Here is a 16,237-nt window from a genome sequence, read left to right on the forward strand (position 1 = left end):
TGTCAGACTAAAGCCGTCAGAAACACGAAAATTGCCGCCGACATCACCGCCGCCGCAGGAACCGTAACGACCCAAGCTGCGACGATAGTCATGAAGTGTGAACGACGCACTAGCTTGCGACGTTGATGTTCTTCGCGCGCCAGACGCTGTTCAGGCGGGCGCTGACGGTTTGACTGTTTCCAGCGATTGTCCGAGTGCCATTCGCGATAGAACCCAACACCAAACACAGCGCCAACGGCGATATGGGTTGAACTGACCGGCAGGCCCAGCCAACTGGCCACGATCACTGTGATTGCTGCCGACAGGGCCACGCAAAATGCGCGCATCGGGTTCAGCTTGGTGATCTGGCTACCCACCATTTTTATGAGCTTCGGACCAAAAAGAAACAGGCCAAATGAAATACCAAACGCTCCGATAACCATGACCCATGTGGGGATCGACACCTTTGAGGCGAAATCGCCAAACTCGGCCGCGTGTACTATTGCGGCCAACGGGCCAACGGCGTTGGCGACATCATTCGCGCCATGTGCGAAACTGAGGAACGTTGCCGAAATGATCAAGGGCAAGCCGAACAGCGTTTTCAAAGACTTGGTGCGGTTTTCCAGCCCTTCGGACTTGCGCCGCACCCATGGCACCGTCACTGACCACGCCAACACTCCGAACGCAAGCCCGATCATCAGCGCCACCTCAAGATCGATCTTCACGATACGTTTCAGACCTTTGACGGACAGATAGGTTGCAAATGCACCTGCCATTACGGCCACAAGGATCGGAACCCACCGTCGGGCCGCGGCGATCTTGTCGTCCTGATACTGAATTTTTGCATTGATCAGCGCCAGAAACACCGCTGCAATGACACCGCCCAAGATGGGCGAGATCACCCAGCTGGCGGCAATCGCGCTCATGGTGCCCCAACTTACCGCGCTCAGCCCCGCAGCGGCGATACCTGCACCGACCACGCCGCCCACAACAGAATGGGTGGTCGATACCGGTGCGCCAAACCACGTCGCGATATTAACCCACATGGCCGAGGAAATCAGCGCGGACATCATGGCCCAGATGAACACAGAGCTGTCCTGAACAGAGGCCGGGTCGATAATTCCTTTCGAAATGGTCGAGACCACGTCCCCACCGGCAAGCAAGGCCCCTGCGCTTTCTGCGATTGCGGCGATAATGATCGCGCCGCCCATGGTCAGGGCATTCGCGCCAACGGCTGGCCCCATGTTGTTGGCAACATCGTTTGCGCCGATATTGATTGCCATGTAGGCCCCAAAGACCGCCGCAGCGACGACGATCAAACCGCCATTTGCCTGCCCGAAAAAGACCGCAGCGGACAATCCGGCCAAGGCGATGAAAGCCAGCGCAATACCGGGGGCCAGAATCGGGCGCACAACGTGTGAATTTGCAGTTTCAACCCGCGAAATGCGGTTTAGATCGCTGTCCAGAGCTTGCCAGCGTTTTTTGGAAAGTGTGTCCGACATCAGATTTCTTTAGGTGGCGTGGATCGAGTGGCGCGCGTATCGGTTTTCAAAACACTGGGCAAGCTGTCTCACAAAGAGTTGTTGCCAAAGCGTTACAATTGCTGAAGAAGCGCGCTCAGTTCCGGTTCGCGGACCAGTTCAGCCGCCTTTTGCGGGGGAAACCAGCGCCGGTCTCGCTGTCCTGCCTCGGGGTAGTTCTCAGCCAGCCCTTTGACACGTATGCGATACACGCTGGTGTGCACCGGAATGGACGAGCCGTCGTCCATAACCTTGTCGTAGCTGAAATGACCGATTGAGGTACGATCCAAGTGATCCGGCTGCACCCCAGCCTCTTCCCAGGCTTCCTGTTGGGCGGTTTCGGCTCCGTCTTTTCCGTTGATTGGCCAGCCCTTAGGAATGACCCAACGCCCCGTGTCGCGGCTGGTGATCAGCAGCACCTCGGGCCCGTTCGGCGTGTCGCGCGTGCATATGGCGGCGAACTGCACCCGAGGGGGGCGCCGGAGAACCGGCCGCGCAATCTCTTGCCAGATTTTTTTCAACCAAGTCGACATCGTTAAGTGTTGCTTGCACCTCGCGTCTGAAACCAACGTGAACCTACAGTGAAATTTGAGTGTTTCAACAGCTCTCCGAAGGCAGACGGTTCTACAATAAATTGCCGGCTATCCGCGCCTTTTTGCCCGCAAAGTCGGATCGGCCTGCGTCGGGTCTTCGGGCCAGGGGTGTTTGGGGTATTGCGCGCGCATGTCCTTGCGGACGTCAGCGTAGGAGCCCGCCCAGAAACCGGGCAGATCGCGGGTGATTTGAATTGGGCGCTGTGCCGGCGACAGCAGGGTGATCTTCAGTGCCTCGCCCCCCACAATCGGATGCTGTGTGACACCGAACAGCTCTTGCAAACGTACCGAGATCTCAGGCACCGCTCCGCTATAGTCGATCGCCACCTTGCGCCCTAAGGGCGTTTCAAACGACCCGGGTGCGCGGCGGTCCAACTCTTGCATCTGGGTCCAGTCCAACCGCGCGCGCAAGGCAGGTAGCAGATCAAAGCGTTTCCAGTCCTCGGCATTGCGCACAGCGGACAGCATGGGCAGTAGCCAATCTTCAAGTGCGTCCATCAACCCTTCGGTCGTAAATTCAGGCAGGTCCGCCCCTTCGGCCCTTATCAGCTCTACCCGAGCCGCCAGCCGCGCCGCTGCCCCGTCCAGCCGCAATCCCAGATCGCGCACGCCGTCCAGCATGGCCTGCGCTACCATCCCATCGGGTACGTCCTTCCAGATGCGGTCACTTAGCGTGATTGCGCCAAGCCTTTCCTGTTTGCGCGCCACCACGCGACGGTCGCGTTTCGACCACTCACAACTGTCTACCCAGTTGATCTGATCCGCGAATAGGTCTCGGATTTCACGTTCCGATATTTGTGCGGCCATGCGCACACGTGCTTCGCGTGGGTTGCCGTCCGTATCCGTGACCACCAGATAGGGCGCGGCGGCGAGGGTATCGCCGCTGTCCAGTACCACACCTTTTCCGCCAGACAGAACGTAACGGGGCGTGTCGCCCTTGCGCCGTTGTCCGATGCGGTCGGGATAGGCCAGCGCGGCCATCGCGGCAGGGCTCAGACCGCTGGCATTTCCTTTGGTGCGCAAACGCTTGGCTTCGGCCTTTATGCGGTCCGCGACGCCGGTGTTCAGCTGCCAGACGCGGTTGCGTTGAAACGCTTGCGGGTCGCGCAGGGCCTCGAGCCGCAGCAACATATCCGCTGGCGCTGCTTTCAACGGGTCGCGTTCGGCCATGAGCGCGGCTAAAGGCGCAGCATTAGGTCCTGCGTGTTGAAGCATATGGGCCAAACGCGGGTGCAAGGGCAGCGCGGCAAGGGCGCGCCCGTGGTTGGTGATCCGCCCCTTGGTGTCCAGCGCGCCCAGCATGGCAAGCAGCGCCTTGGCTTCGGCCATTGTGCCTTCGGGTGGCGATGTCAGGAACGCCAGATCGCAGGGCTCCGCACCCCACAGCGCAAGTTCCAAGGCCAGTGCGGTCAGGTCTGCCGCCTCAATCTCGGCGGGCGGGTAGGCGGCAAGCGCGCCTTCCTCTCCTTTGGACCACAAGCGGTAGCACACCCCTTCTACAACACGACCGGCGCGGCCTGCGCGCTGCGTCGCCTCGGCCCGTGTCACCCGTTCGGTCACAAGGCGCGACATGCCAGATCCCGGATCGAACCGCGCGCGCCGGGCTTGCCCCATGTCGACCACGACCCGGATGTCGGGAATGGTAAGTGAGGTTTCCGCAATCGAAGTAGCCAGCACCAGTTTGCGACCGCGTTCCACGGGTGCAATCGCGGCGCGCTGGGCAGCAAAAGGCATCGCTCCGAACAGGGGGCGTACCGTACAATCTGCTGGCAACAGTCCGGACAAAGCACCTTCGGTCCGGCGGATTTCGCCCTCACCGGGTAGGAACACCAGCATGCCGCCACCCGTGTCGCGCGTTTCCCGCTCGGCGCGAACGACCAGATCGACCAGCGCGTCCAGACGCCGCGCTTGAACGCCTAAGGGCCGGTCCAACCAACGCGTTTCAACCGGGAAACTACGACCTTCGGACGTGATCAGCGGCGCGTCCATCAATCGACCGACGGGCTCTGCATCCAGCGTTGCGGACATGGCCAACAGTATCAAATCATCGCGCAGCGCGCCGGTGACTTCCAAACACAGGGCCAGCCCGAGATCCGCGTTCAAAGAGCGTTCGTGGAATTCATCGAAGATCACCGCGCCAACACCGGGCAGGTCAGGCTCGGATTGGAGCATTCGGGTCAAAATGCCCTCTGTCACAACCTCGATCCGGGTTGCTTTGGACAGTTTTGCGTCACCGCGCACGCGGTAGCCGACTGTTTCGCCCGCACGCTGGCCAAGTGTTTCAGCCATACGCTCGGCGGTGGCGCGCGCGGCCAGCCTGCGCGGCTCCAGCATCACGATCTTGCCATCGCACAAGCCCGCTTTAAGCATAGCCAGAGGTACGCGTGTCGTTTTACCCGCCCCCGGAGGCGCCTGAAGCACAGCGCGGCCCGAAGCCTTTAGGGCGGCAAGCAACTCTGGGATGGTGTCATCGATTGGCAGGCGTGTCATGCGGGCTTTATCTGCCAACCGTCCGGCAAGGTCCAGTTCCGCAATCGGCGCAGCCCCAAGCCCACGCGCGGTTTGCGAACAAGCGCCACGCGAAGATGGGCAATAAGGAATAAGAAGCGAGTCTTGTGGGCGAATGGGGACATGGTGTGCATTTCCCAAACGGTCTGGACAAACACGGTGTTCCCGCGGCAAGTAGTCATGCCGCAAAAGATCGGGGTTGAAATGGACATACGCAGCCTGGGTGACAGGATTTTGAAAGGCGAGCGTCGTGCGCTGGCCCGCGCAATCACTCTGGTCGAAAGTGGCCGAGAGGATCACAGGGCGGAGGCGGCGGAATTGCTGACCCATTTGGCTAAATCCAATCGGCAATCGCTGCGTATTGGGCTGTCGGGCACTCCGGGCGTTGGTAAGTCCACCTTTATCGAGAGCTTTGGCATGATGCTGATCGAACAGGGCTTGCGCGTGGCAGTGCTGGCGGTTGATCCCAGTTCGACCCGCTCAGGTGGTTCCATTTTGGGTGACAAAACCCGGATGGAACGCTTGAGTCGTGAGAAAAACGCCTTTATCCGACCTTCCCCCAGCCAATCTCATTTGGGTGGTGTCGCAAGGCGGACACGTGAGGCGATTGCCTTGTGCGAGGCGGCTGCTTTCGATGTGGTCCTGATTGAAACCGTCGGTGTTGGCCAGTCCGAGACCGTGGTGTCCGAAATGTCTGATTTGTTCCTGTTGCTTCTGGCACCCGCTGGCGGGGATGAGTTGCAGGGCGTCAAGCGCGGCATCATGGAAATGGCGGATATGATCTTGGTCAACAAGGCAGACGGGGATTTGAAAGCCACCGCGACCCGGACCTGCGCAGATTATGCCGGTGCCTTGCGCCTGTTGCGCAAGCGCCCGCAGGACCCAGAGGGTTTTCCCAAGGCCATGACCGTTTCGGCGGTCGAGGGACACGGGTTAGAGAAGGCCTGGGCCGAGATGCAGTCCCTGGCCCAATCGCGTCGGGATAGCGGCCATTGGGATGCCAATCGCGCCGCTCAAGCGCAGTACTGGTTCGAGCAGGAAGTCCGTGCCGCCCTGTTGGCAAGGTTAACGACCCCGCAGGCGCGGACCGAAATGGCCCATCTTGGTGCTCAGGTGCGCACCGGCGAATTAAGTCCTTCGGCGGCGGCCAAAACCATGCTGGCGTCTTTGCTGCCGCGTTAGGCGAAGCGTCGCGCTGCACAGTTCCGATAAAAGTTTCGTCATTGACTAAAGATCGCAAGGAACCGTGCTATCCTAATGGCCAGAGCGCGCTGGACCGGATTTAATGCCCAGAATTGACGGGACAAACGGTGACGACGATATCGACGTCACAAATGACAACGGAACGCTGAACGGCGTACCGCAGGGCAGCCCAATCGACAATATTCGGGCGCGCGGTGGTGATGACGACATAGACATCACCAACAGTACCATCGCCAATAACGTCCTCGGAAATGCCGGGAATGACACTATCACCGTTACAAACAGTACAGTGGGTGGGCGAATTGCCAGCGGCTCGGATGCGGATACGGTCGATATCACCGGGTCAACCGTCGGTTCCATTCGTCTAGGCAGCGGAAATGACACGCTGAATTTCAGCAGTACAACGGTTGACGGTGATATTCGCGGGGGCGGAGGCACAGACACGCTGAACCTGCCGGCCGGGACAGTTATCGACGACGTCGCGTTTGGCAGGATCACCGTCGAGGACGGTGTTCGTTATTCAGTATCCAGTGGCACGTTTACTCTGCCGTCAGGCATTGCAGTTACCTATTCAGCCTTTGAAAACGGGGCGGGCGTTCCATGCCTTGTCCGGGATACCGGTATCCTGACAGAGAATGAGGTGCGACCAGTTCAATGCCTGCGGATTGGCGAAATGATTTTAACTCTGGAGCATGGGGCTCAGCCGATCCGGTGGATCGGACGGCGCCGGTTTTACCGTGCCGCCTTGATGGACAATCCGCGCCTGTGGCCGGTTCGGATTCTGGCGGGGGCGCTGGGCAACGGGTTGCCCCGGCGCGACCTCTTGGTATCACTTCAGCACAGGATGCTCGTGCGCTCGAAGATCGCAGAGCGGATGTTTGGGACAACTGAGGTTCTGATTCCCGCGATCAAACTGACTGCCCTGCCGGGAATATTCATCGATGACACTGTGCAAAGCGTCGAATATTTTCACCTGCTCTTTGACTGCCACCAAGTCATTTTTGCCGAAGATGCACCGACCGAAAGCCTGTTTCTTGGTGAGGAAGCCCTGAAAACGCTGGGCTCGGATGCCAGACAAGAGATATTCGAGATTTTTCCCAAACTGCGCGACAAAAGGCTGATACTAAAGCCCGCCCGCCTTATTCCGCGTGCGCAGCAGCAGAAGCGTTTGCTTCAGCGGCACCGCAGAAACAAAAAACCCTTGTTGCGGAACACACAACCAACCTGCTCTGGTTAGCAAGCAAAGATTTCGTGCGATCCATCTTGACCCCCTTGGCGATTCCCACTACACGCATCCAACCAGTTTTCGGGCGCGACTTCGGGTTGCGCCTCTTGTGATTTGGCCGCAGGTGTTTTACCCGGCCTCCAGAAACAAAGGAAGAAACCATGTCGCGCCGTTGCGAACTGACCGGAAAAGGCCCGATGACTGGCAACAATGTCAGCCATGCCAACAACAAAACCAAACGTCGTTTCCTGCCGAACCTGAACGATGTTACCTTGCAGTCGGAAACATTGAACCGTGGCGTCAAGCTGCGCATCTCGGCTGCTGCGCTGCGCTCGGTCGATCACCGTGGTGGTCTGGACGCGTTCTTGGCCAAAGCCAAGGATGAAGATTTGTCAGCAAACGCGCTGAAGGTGAAAAAGGAAATCGCGAAGGCGCAAGCCTCGGCCTAATTCCTTTTCAAACCGCGAAGAATTCGAACCCTGTACCGATTGGTGCAGGGTTTTTCTTTGCTCGTCGTTTTTCAATTGGAAATAAATAACTCCGCTTGGTGATATTGTTCACATACACTGCGCTCTCTTTGGCTTATGTTTGTTCATATTCATCTGACGGAGTTCAGTCACATGCCATATAAATCTTCTGATTATTTCTCCCTGTTGGCTGCCTTTATCGGCAAATCGGTTGTGACATGCTTTCGGATGCAACGGCAGGTGAACAGGTTGCATACGAGCCTGACCAAAGGGTCTGTCAAACGTCCACCTGCGGACAGTTGACACGATACCAAGTTCTGCGGGCTTTGGGCGCACTCGATTGTGCTTGAAGCTTGCTTTGTGTCGGGCCTATACCTAGCGCAGGATGAAACCCGTTCTGAACAGACTCTTGCCGTTGGCGGTTTCTCTGCTTGTCATCTTGACAGGGCAGGGCGTGGCTACGTCGCGCGGAATGGATGGCCCGGTAGGGCAGATGGTTCTGTGTACAAGTACAGGCCCGGTGGTGGTCTACATGGACGCCAGCGGACAGCCGACGCGACCTGCACATTTCTGCCCGGACTATGCCTTGACGCTATTGGGCGCGATCGACGTTCCGGTGCTGGATTTACCGTTGGCGTCGAAGGTCACCCAGCCTGCTCCGCCGCGGAAGGCAAACAACTTGATTGCCCTGCCGGTCCCGAGAAAACCAGCGCGAGCACCCCCGCTTCTCCTCTGAAACTATTTGTAATCTCAAAACTAAATCCAAATGAGGAGAGACGCGATGTCCCTCAAATCCAACCTGTTGGCCACGATGGCTGCAGTAACCCTTGCAACAACTGCATTTGCGGAAAGTACGATTGCAGTAGACGATGCCTACGCCCGGTCTTCGGGAAAAACGGCTAAAGCCGGCGCGGCCTTTATGATGATCCAAAACAGCGGTGAAACGGATGACCGGCTAATAGGCGCGAAATCGGATGCGGCTGCGCGGGTAGAGTTGCACACGCATATGATTGATGACGCGGGTGTAGCCAAGATGACCAAGGTCGAAGAAGGCTTTGTTATTCCGGCTGGCGAAACTTATATGCTGCAACGCGGTGGCGACCACGTGATGTTTATGGGTTTGACTGCACCTTTTGAGCAGGGCGCTAAGGTTCCCGTTACACTGATTTTTGAAAACGCCGGGGAAGTCGAAATAGAGATTCCGGTTGATCTTGATCGTAAAGACAAGGGCGGTCACGGGTCTCATTCCAACTAGGGCAACGCCTGTCTTCGGGCCGCGGTGCGGCCGTCATCCATGCGTCAGGCCGGGTCATACCCGGCCTGTTGTCGTTTTCGCCGATCCGTTAGCGATTGACTACCCGCATGGCAACACGGTCATGGGCGCGTTTGAATCGTGCAGTCAGCCAGAACATTGTCGCAGAAAACGCCAGTGCGCCGAAAGCGATGGCCCAACCCAGCGCGACCATGCCGCTGCCGGGCCAGAATATGAGAACCAGTCCGATCAGCAGTGCGATAATCCCCGAATTGCGGACCGATGGCGCGTCGGGATGCTGATCCGACATTTGTCGCCATGCCATCAGAGAACCAACCCCGACAATGAGTGCCCACGCACCCAAGAGGAAGAAGGTCAGGCGCGCCACGCCCTCAGGCCAGATCAACAGCACCAAACCAATCAGAAGCGCGCCTATACCGACCCCTCCAATCAGACCGCGCCGCCCAAAGCCCAGCAGCGTCAGGCTGCCATCCACGATCAAGACCAAGCCAACAAGGCGCAACAGCAAGGAAATACTGCCAGTTGGCCAGAACAGTGCTGCAATCCCCAGAAGCCCTGCCAAAATACCGCGCAGGAGGAACGTCCACCAAAGCCCCGCGAGTTGATCGCCAAGGGCATCACGGTTGTCCAGGCTACCCAACTCAAGGATTTCCTCGCGAGGGGAATTGGGATCGGTCATTATATCCTCCTGACGCATCAGGGCTTCACTATAGGTTAAGATCTCGGTGTGTGTCTGCCGTTATCTACGGCTGAGCAGACCCTCTACCCAGCGCGGGACCGTTTCCGTTGCCGGACCGAGTATGACATTGTCAAAGCTGGAAGCGCCAGACGAGGGGTCAAGGTTCAGTTCCACCGTGCGGGCGCCGGAGTGTTGGGCTTCGTGCACGAAGGCGGCGGCGGGGTAGACCTGACCCGAGGTACCAATGGCTGCAAATAGGGTCGCTTCGGCCAGGTGGTCATAGATTTCATCCATGAAATACGGCATCTCGCCAAACCAGACTACATCGGGGCGGGCTGCAGGGGCGGTGCAGGCTGTGCAGGGCTCACCTACCATCATCTCGGGCGGAGCAGGCCATCGATGACCACAGGACGCACAAAGCGCACCGGCGAGTGTACCGTGCATGTGGATCACGCCTTGCGCACCGGCGGCTTCGTGCAGGCTGTCAACATTCTGGGTGACGAGTGTGACCTTGCCGTGGAAATCTTTTTGAAGGCGCGCCAGGGCCGCATGCGCCGCATTGGGTCGCGCCTTTGCGGCTTGTATGCGGCGAGCGTTGTAAAATTCATGAACTAGGCCAGGGTTGCGTGCGAACCCTTCGGGCGTGGCGACGTCCTCGATCCGGTGCTGTGACCACAACCCGCCTTCGTCGCGAAAGGTGCCCAGCCCGCTTTCGGCGGAAATCCCGGCCCCGGTCAAAATGACGATCTTTTCCATCTTAGCCTCATGCGATAACCCTTGCCCATGACCCACCGTATCCTCTTTGTCTGCTTGGGCAATATCTGCCGTTCCCCCGCTGCCGAGGGCGCGTTCCGCGCACGTGCGCCGCATTGCATCACCGACAGTGCCGGGACCTCGGGATGGCATATTGGTGATCCGCCTTATGGGCCGATGCAGGCTGCAGCGCGTGCACGCGAAATTGACCTCAGCAACCTACGGGCACGGCAATTTGTGGCCGAGGATTTTGACAGTTTTGATCTGATCATAGGAATGGACGCAGATAACATCAGGAATATCGAGGAACTGCGGCCTGCCGGAAACGAAACGCCTGTGCGATTGCTTACAGATTTTGCGCCAGAGATGGGTACGGATCATGTGCCGGACCCCTATTACACGCGGGACTTTGATGGCGCTTTGGACTTGATCGAAGCCGCTGTTGCGGGACTTGACGCGTATCTTCGGCGCTAACCCATTACCCTGAGGCGATCCGCAAGCCACGGCAGTTGTGCCAGCGCCGGATCAACGACCTGGTTGCGCATCAAGCGGCGCATCATGCCGGCAACATCCTGCGGCACCTGATCAGACCAGTCGTTTCGCGTAAACAAGGAAATGGTGCGTGCGAAATCACCGAACGGGGCGGGGTGTGCCTCTAGCGCGTCGTGAAACCGTGTGGCCCGCATGTAGCCAAGCGGCGTGGTGATCGCCCAACCCAACCCGCGCGCCACCATCGCCATCAGGGCCAGATGCGAGCCGATCTCGAAACGTTCCTCGTAGTTGAGCTTGTGCCGCGCCAAGTGGGCCTCAATCTGCCGGCTGATGAGTTGTTCGCGGGCGTAGCGCAGAAACGGCAATTCCTGAACCGCATCTGTTGCACCTTTCGGCGTTACCAGAATAAACGGATCCTGCACCAGCGGGTATTCGACCACGTCTTCGAGCACCTCACCGGAATGGGCCGAAACCACCAGATGCAGGCGCTGTGCCTCAAGCTCGTCGAACAGGTCGAGGCTTGGCAGGGTGATTAGCTTGAACTTTGACCGGGTCAGGCTGTCGGCCAACAACGTGGCCAGCCGTGGGGTCAGATCATTGTCGAAATCATCAATCAGCCCGATGGACAGCGTGGTGAGATGACCCAGATCCATCAAGGTCAGCTCGCTCTGGGCCATTTGCAGCTCGGCCAGAACCGCCTCGGTCCGGGCAAGAAAGCTGCGTCCGGCCTGGGTCAAACGCATCGGACGCCGACCGTGATCCACCAGGTCGGTGCCCAGAGCATTTTCCAGATTGCGCAGTTGCTGCGACACCGACGGTTGGCTGAGCCCCGTGATCTCGGCTGCCTGTGCAACCGAGCCCGTCCGCGCCAAAGCCTCGAACACTTCGAGCCCGCGCAGGGTCAGCCCTTTCACTACCATCAGATATCCCTTTCGCTGCGCCTTTTCTGGGGTGCAGCGCGGGTCAGGTCAAGGTTTCAAATCTGGTCAGCTGCAGACGGCCTGCGCCATCTGGCCAAAGTTCTGATACCGATCCCACAGCGCATCGTCACGCGCCGTCCGCGACATCTTTAGCTCTTGCGCCTGATGAGGGTCCTGAAACCATTTCGAGATGGTCTTCTGATCACTGCGCGTCAGCGCCTGATCTGCCACACGCTGAATGCAATTGCACCGGTCGCGCGTTGCCTCTGCCCGGTCGGATGCAAGGCAGGCGCGTTTAATATTCGCCGCCTCAAGGGATTTTGGCGCCACAGCCAAGATAGACGTGGCACAAAGTGCGATCAGAAGGAACTTTGTCATGCTCATGCCTCGTTGTTTTGCCTGCCCGGACGGGTCTTTTGCCCCTCTCAGTCTAGGCGGAAGTATGAATCAAACGGGGTGCCTGTTCAATGGCCAAGATTTCCCGTATCAAAAATACCGCTTCGCGTCTTGTAAGCGCTAATCTTGCCGTTTTTGTGGCTGCCGAGGCAAGGCCTGCAAGGTCGCTGAAAAACAAGCTGTCCGGATTCCCAGCGCAGGACGCCGGAGAAGACAAAAGGCTTTCAGACGCCGCGCCATTTGCTTGGATCACAGCGTGCTGGTCCAGCAAAAGGTGATGATAACACGCGGTTTTCTTGTTGGACAGCCATGCAGCGCCAGCGTCGACAAAACTTATGGCCGGGGCAAACACCTCTAACGAACCGAAATGCAATTCGGCCATGGCGTGCGTGATCAACAGCCTATGTTGCTGCGACACCAGCAGGGGTGTAAAATTTGACAGCGTACCACGGGGGATTTCGACCATTTTAAACCGCGCGGTCGCGATCACATTTTGCATTCCGACCCACCGCACGGGGACATATCCACTGTCTTGCGTCCAGACCTTATCGCCCGGTTTCAATTTTTCTATGCGGATCTGGCCTTGATCAGTGCGAATCCACGTGCCGCGGTCATAGCAGATCGGTGTGACGTAATCGGCTGCTTGGAAACTTGGCCCTTCCTGCGTATCGACCACAGTCAGCTTCACCCCGGCTGGTGGGAAATCGCCGGGGCCGCCGATAAATGCGATGCCTTCGACGGTTGCGTAGGACAGGTTCGAGTTGTTTACGTTGAACGCCACGGCCTGCCATGTGTTGGTGCCATCGGTCAGCGTGATGCCATATTCGGCCTCGACCCGGGTGCCAGCGTTGAACAGAACGCCGTCGATCGTCTGATCACCGTCCAGACGTTGGTTCCCGTCATTGTCAGCAAATCTATTATCGTTGCCGTTATCTCTGATAAAAACCTCGGTCGCAGACCTCGAGTCGATCGTGATTGTTTCACCAATCAGATGAATCCCGGTCCCCTGATTGAGGCCGTCGAGCCCCTGCGGAACCGAGACCGAGACCTGGCTTTCTCCCAGTATGAAAATGGAATATCTCGCCATAAATTACACTGCTCTTGAATTGGTGTTTTGCTCTCTTGCTAGCAAAATCACCTCTTGACCTCAATTTTAGGTGAACGGCACAGGTGTAACTGTTGCAAATGGCAAACGAACGTGGCGCTTCGCCGCTTGACGGGGCCTCATTCTGCGGACATATCCCACTGCATGACAGACCTTGCTCATATCCGTAATTTCTCCATCGTCGCGCATATCGACCATGGCAAATCCACCCTTGCCGACCGGCTCATACAAGAGACCGGGACGGTGCAGGATCGCGACATGAAGGAACAGTTGCTTGACAGCATGGATATCGAGCGTGAACGCGGCATTACCATCAAGGCCAACACGGTCCGTATCGACTATACCGCCGATAATGGCGAGAAGTACGTGCTGAACCTGATCGACACCCCCGGCCACGTGGACTTTGCCTATGAGGTCAGCCGCTCCATGCGCGCGGTTGAAGGTTCCCTGCTGGTTGTTGACTCGACCCAAGGGGTCGAGGCGCAGACGTTGGCCAACGTGTATCAGGCCATCGACGCCGATCATGAGATCGTGCCGGTGCTGAACAAGATCGACTTGCCCGCGTCCGACTGTGACCGTGTCGCCGAACAGATCGAGGATGTGATCGGCATCGACGCCACCGACGCCATTCAGGTTTCCGCCAAGACGGGGCAGGGCATCCACGAAACACTTGAGGCCATCGTGCAGAAACTGCCTGCACCGCAGGGCAATCTCGACGCGCCGCTCAAGGCGATGCTGGTCGACTCGTGGTACGACGCCTATCTCGGCGTCATCGTTCTGGTCCGCATCATGGACGGCACGTTGAAAAAGGGCATGCGGGTCAAGTTCATGTCGAACGGCACCCTGCACCATGTCGACCGCGTCGGCGTCTTCCGCCCTGCAATGGAGATGGTCGACAGCCTTGGCCCCGGTGAGATTGGTTTCCTGACGGCGTCCATCAAACAGGTCCGCGACACCCGCGTTGGTGATACCATCACCATTGACCGCAACGGCACCGACAAGGCTTTGCCTGGCTTCAAACCTGCGCAGCCGGTGGTGTTCTGCGGTCTATTCCCCGTCGATTCAGCCGAATTCGAAGACCTGCGCGACGCGATCGAAAAACTGGCGCTGAACGATGCTTCGTTCTCTTACGAAATGGAAACCTCGGCCGCGCTGGGCTTTGGCTTCCGCTGTGGCTTCCTGGGCCTGCTGCACCTTGAGGTCATCCGTGACCGTATCGAACGCGAATATGATATCGAGCTTATCACCACCGCGCCGTCGGTGATCTACCACGTCTTCATGAAAGACGGTGAGATGATCGAGCTGCACAACCCCGCCGACATGCCTGACTTGTCCAAGGTCGACCACCTTGAGGAGCCGCGCATCAAGGCGACCATTCTGGTGCCCGACGAATACCTCGGCGACGTGCTGAAACTCTGCCAGGACCGCCGCGGCATCCAGATGGATCTGACCTATGCGGGCCAACGCGCCATGGTCGTCTATGACCTTCCCCTGAACGAGGTTGTCTTCGACTTCTACGACCGCTTGAAATCGGTCACAAAGGGCTATGCGTCGTTCGACTACCAGATGACCGGATACCGTGAGGACGCGCTGGTCAAGATGTCGATCCTTGTAAACGACGAACCCGTCGACGCGCTATCCACCATGGTCCACCGCGACCGGGCCGAGATGCGGGGCCGGGCGATGTGCGAAAAACTCAAGGACCTGATCCCGCGCCATATGTTCAAGATCCCGATCCAGGCCGCCATCGGAGGCAAGGTCATCGCCCGCGAAACCCTCTCGGCCCTGCGCAAGGACGTGACCGCCAAATGCTACGGAGGCGACGCCACGCGGAAACGCAAACTGTTGGACAAGCAGAAGGCGGGTAAGAAGAAGATGCGTCAGTTCGGGAAGGTCGATATCCCGCAGGAGGCGTTTATCTCGGCTTTGAAGATGGATAGTTAGTCGGGCGCCTACTACCGCTTTGGCTACTCCATCTTTCCATCTTCGTTGCGTTTCTTTCGAGCCAACAACTTCCACAAATTCGGCTGGATTGCGATTTGCAAAACGCTGGATGGCAGCCCGCCCAGCCTCGAAATAAACGGGTCTTTCCGAAAGATGTTCGAAGCCAGTGTTCTTTTCATCCCCGCGGGAGTTGTCCCAAAAGCCCAGATGTGTCGCCGCCTTCCTTAGATGGTGATCGGTCCAGGGAAACCAATCACCAAAGATTTTTACTATCGGGTCCTTGAGGACCCGAGCCGCTCTTTTGGGTAGCAAAGGTTTTCGAGGGTCCTTCTCTGAGGGAACGGTGAGTTTGACTTGTCCTCTTATCTGAAAGGCTGGCGCTCCATTGTCCTCCACCAATTTCGCACGATCAATGATATTCAAACTTCTTGCTGCTGCTTCCGGAACCCAAAGTGTAACGTTTTCATCCGCTCTTCCGTATTTTCGGAAGTCAGCAACTGCGACATTCTCGTAGCCAATCTCCTCCGCGCGGTTAAGTAGAGACAGGATTGAGTTTCTAATTTTTGTATCCCGCCAATTGAGGATGCTGCCGAATTCTTCTCCCGAAATTGGTTTGGTTTGCCCAGACCGCCGCGAATATACGACTCCTTGGGAGAGAACAGTGGCGTTTTTTTTCTCTTTTGTCTGGATATCCTTGATGGCGATTATCGGTCGATTAGGATGCGTTTCTACTAGCATCTCTAAAACGCGTAGGCCGTCGATTTTGTGCTCAATGACTTGAACTTCTGGTGCGGGATAGAGGCTAGAAAAAACTAAATCTTGAATTGCTGCTTCATCCAGAAACTCTTTCACACCAGTCACGTAGCGTGGACGATCACTAACGCCGAACACAATTCTACCGCCTTTCCCATTTGCGAATCCGGCAATGGTTTTTAAGCACTTTCTTATAGCATTTGAATCGCCGCTTTCCTTGAACTCTAGGTCTGTGCGTTCGCGAGAACTTACTTTCCAGCGGCCATCGGGTTCCTGATTGCAACCTAGTAATTTGGTGAGAGACATTTGAATTTTTTTATTCAGTTGTTGTTACACAAACACTATTAACACTCTGATTGCTTTGATCAACTATTGCTTGTGTTTGCGGGCTCCGCTGCAAACCTAACTTAATTGGTCACAACTCGGT

15 protein-coding genes and 1 pseudogene are annotated in these 16,237 nt (G+C 57.5%); 7 read left to right on the forward strand and 9 right to left on the reverse strand.

What is annotated here, in order from left to right; translation table 11 throughout:
* Positions 1-2: 2 nt before the first annotated feature.
* The 3 genes from AC2FIT_RS11670 to hrpB form a co-directional block, all read right to left on the reverse strand.
* The gene (locus AC2FIT_RS11670) at positions 3-1,481 is read right to left on the reverse strand and encodes an inorganic phosphate transporter (protein ID WP_496829601.1); all 1,479 of its coding nucleotides are present in this window, start codon (positions 1,479-1,481) and stop codon (positions 3-5) included.
* Between the two features lie 92 nt (positions 1,482-1,573).
* Positions 1,574-1,966, reverse strand: coding sequence for an NUDIX hydrolase (locus AC2FIT_RS11675; protein ID WP_496829603.1), 393 nt, complete (start codon positions 1,964-1,966; stop codon positions 1,574-1,576).
* A 174-nt stretch (positions 1,967-2,140) separates the two neighbouring features.
* Complete coding sequence (gene hrpB, locus AC2FIT_RS11680) at positions 2,141-4,582, reverse strand: ATP-dependent helicase HrpB (RefSeq protein WP_496829605.1); 2,442 nt, start codon at positions 4,580-4,582, stop codon at positions 2,141-2,143.
* Positions 4,583-4,804: 222 nt separating this feature from the next.
* On the opposite strand from hrpB, the gene meaB reads away from it, so the two are divergent.
* From meaB to AC2FIT_RS11705, 5 genes are all read left to right on the forward strand, one after another.
* Positions 4,805-5,782 (forward strand): methylmalonyl Co-A mutase-associated GTPase MeaB, encoded by a 978-nt coding sequence (gene meaB, locus AC2FIT_RS11685; protein ID WP_496829684.1) that lies wholly within the window; start codon positions 4,805-4,807, stop codon positions 5,780-5,782.
* A gap of 103 nt (positions 5,783-5,885) precedes the next feature.
* On the forward strand, positions 5,886-7,040 hold the full coding sequence (locus AC2FIT_RS11690; RefSeq protein ID WP_496829606.1) for a Hint domain-containing protein: 1,155 nt from the start codon (positions 5,886-5,888) through the stop codon (positions 7,038-7,040).
* Between the two features lie 149 nt (positions 7,041-7,189).
* On the forward strand, positions 7,190-7,477 hold the full coding sequence (rpmB, locus tag AC2FIT_RS11695; RefSeq protein ID WP_068337516.1) for a 50S ribosomal protein L28: 288 nt from the start codon (positions 7,190-7,192) through the stop codon (positions 7,475-7,477).
* 403 nt (positions 7,478-7,880) lie between these two features.
* Complete coding sequence (locus AC2FIT_RS11700; protein ID WP_496829608.1) at positions 7,881-8,231, forward strand: hypothetical protein; 351 nt, start codon at positions 7,881-7,883, stop codon at positions 8,229-8,231.
* 45 nt (positions 8,232-8,276) lie between these two features.
* Positions 8,277-8,750: a copper chaperone PCu(A)C gene (locus AC2FIT_RS11705; RefSeq protein WP_496829610.1), complete on the forward strand. Its 474-nt coding sequence runs from the start codon at positions 8,277-8,279 to the stop codon at positions 8,748-8,750.
* A gap of 88 nt (positions 8,751-8,838) precedes the next feature.
* Here AC2FIT_RS11705 and AC2FIT_RS11710 read toward each other — a convergent pair whose 3' ends face one another.
* Together AC2FIT_RS11710 and AC2FIT_RS11715 are read right to left on the reverse strand one after the other, a co-directional pair.
* A complete protein-coding gene (locus tag AC2FIT_RS11710; protein ID WP_496829612.1) occupies positions 8,839-9,447 on the reverse strand; it encodes an HdeD family acid-resistance protein in 609 nt (202 codons plus the stop codon).
* Positions 9,448-9,507: 60 nt separating this feature from the next.
* Positions 9,508-10,203 (reverse strand): NAD-dependent deacylase, encoded by a 696-nt coding sequence (locus AC2FIT_RS11715; protein ID WP_496829614.1) that lies wholly within the window; start codon positions 10,201-10,203, stop codon positions 9,508-9,510.
* Positions 10,204-10,230: 27 nt separating this feature from the next.
* Here AC2FIT_RS11715 and AC2FIT_RS11720 point away from each other — a divergent pair, with 27 nt between their 5' ends.
* On the forward strand, positions 10,231-10,674 hold the full coding sequence (locus tag AC2FIT_RS11720) for a low molecular weight protein-tyrosine-phosphatase (protein WP_496829616.1): 444 nt from the start codon (positions 10,231-10,233) through the stop codon (positions 10,672-10,674).
* Here AC2FIT_RS11720 and AC2FIT_RS11725 read toward each other — a convergent pair.
* The 3 genes from AC2FIT_RS11725 to AC2FIT_RS11735 form a co-directional block, all read right to left on the reverse strand.
* Positions 10,671-11,612: a LysR family transcriptional regulator gene (locus tag AC2FIT_RS11725; protein ID WP_496829618.1), complete on the reverse strand. Its 942-nt coding sequence runs from the start codon at positions 11,610-11,612 to the stop codon at positions 10,671-10,673. The two genes, AC2FIT_RS11720 and AC2FIT_RS11725, sit on opposite strands and share 4 nt — an antisense overlap.
* Positions 11,613-11,678: 66 nt before the next feature.
* The gene (locus tag AC2FIT_RS11730) at positions 11,679-11,990 is read right to left on the reverse strand and encodes a hypothetical protein (protein ID WP_496829620.1); all 312 of its coding nucleotides are present in this window, start codon (positions 11,988-11,990) and stop codon (positions 11,679-11,681) included.
* Positions 11,991-12,042: 52 nt separating this feature from the next.
* Positions 12,043-13,095, reverse strand: a complete 1,053-nt coding sequence (locus AC2FIT_RS11735) for a Hint domain-containing protein (RefSeq protein WP_496829622.1) — start codon at positions 13,093-13,095, stop codon at positions 12,043-12,045.
* Positions 13,096-13,257: 162 nt separating this feature from the next.
* Here AC2FIT_RS11735 and lepA point away from each other — a divergent pair, with 162 nt between their 5' ends.
* The gene (lepA, locus tag AC2FIT_RS11740; protein ID WP_496829624.1) at positions 13,258-15,057 is read left to right on the forward strand and encodes a translation elongation factor 4; all 1,800 of its coding nucleotides are present in this window, start codon (positions 13,258-13,260) and stop codon (positions 15,055-15,057) included.
* A gap of 618 nt (positions 15,058-15,675) precedes the next feature.
* Here the strand turns inward: lepA and AC2FIT_RS11745 are convergent.
* Positions 15,676-16,116: pseudogene (locus AC2FIT_RS11745) on the reverse strand (AlbA family DNA-binding domain-containing protein); the annotation flags it as partial.
* Positions 16,117-16,237: the final 121 nt, after the last annotated feature.

It is taken from the genome of Ruegeria sp. YTSA135 (assembly GCF_059610165.1).

What these genes read in the sequence shown, in the direction of transcription:
- AC2FIT_RS11670 (WP_496829601.1), bottom strand. Translation starts at nt 1,481, where the DNA reads ATGTCGGACACACTTTCCAAAAAACGCTGGCAAGCTCTGGACAGCGAT.
- hrpB (WP_496829605.1), bottom strand. Translation starts at nt 4,582, where the DNA reads ATGACACGCCTGCCAATCGATGACACCATCCCAGAGTTGCTTGCCGCC.
- meaB (WP_496829684.1), top strand. Translation starts at nt 4,805, where the DNA reads ATGGACATACGCAGCCTGGGTGACAGGATTTTGAAAGGCGAGCGTCGT.
- AC2FIT_RS11690 (WP_496829606.1), top strand. Translation starts at nt 5,886, where the DNA reads ATGCCCAGAATTGACGGGACAAACGGTGACGACGATATCGACGTCACA.
- rpmB (WP_068337516.1), top strand. Translation starts at nt 7,190, where the DNA reads ATGTCGCGCCGTTGCGAACTGACCGGAAAAGGCCCGATGACTGGCAAC.
- AC2FIT_RS11700 (WP_496829608.1), top strand. Translation starts at nt 7,881, where the DNA reads ATGAAACCCGTTCTGAACAGACTCTTGCCGTTGGCGGTTTCTCTGCTT.
- AC2FIT_RS11705 (WP_496829610.1), top strand. Translation starts at nt 8,277, where the DNA reads ATGTCCCTCAAATCCAACCTGTTGGCCACGATGGCTGCAGTAACCCTT.
- AC2FIT_RS11710 (WP_496829612.1), bottom strand. Translation starts at nt 9,447, where the DNA reads ATGACCGATCCCAATTCCCCTCGCGAGGAAATCCTTGAGTTGGGTAGC.
- AC2FIT_RS11715 (WP_496829614.1), bottom strand. Translation starts at nt 10,203, where the DNA reads ATGGAAAAGATCGTCATTTTGACCGGGGCCGGGATTTCCGCCGAAAGC.
- AC2FIT_RS11720 (WP_496829616.1), top strand. Translation starts at nt 10,231, where the DNA reads ATGACCCACCGTATCCTCTTTGTCTGCTTGGGCAATATCTGCCGTTCC.
- AC2FIT_RS11725 (WP_496829618.1), bottom strand. Translation starts at nt 11,612, where the DNA reads ATGGTAGTGAAAGGGCTGACCCTGCGCGGGCTCGAAGTGTTCGAGGCT.
- AC2FIT_RS11730 (WP_496829620.1), bottom strand. Translation starts at nt 11,990, where the DNA reads ATGACAAAGTTCCTTCTGATCGCACTTTGTGCCACGTCTATCTTGGCT.
- AC2FIT_RS11735 (WP_496829622.1), bottom strand. Translation starts at nt 13,095, where the DNA reads ATGGCGAGATATTCCATTTTCATACTGGGAGAAAGCCAGGTCTCGGTC.
- lepA (WP_496829624.1), top strand. Translation starts at nt 13,258, where the DNA reads ATGACAGACCTTGCTCATATCCGTAATTTCTCCATCGTCGCGCATATC.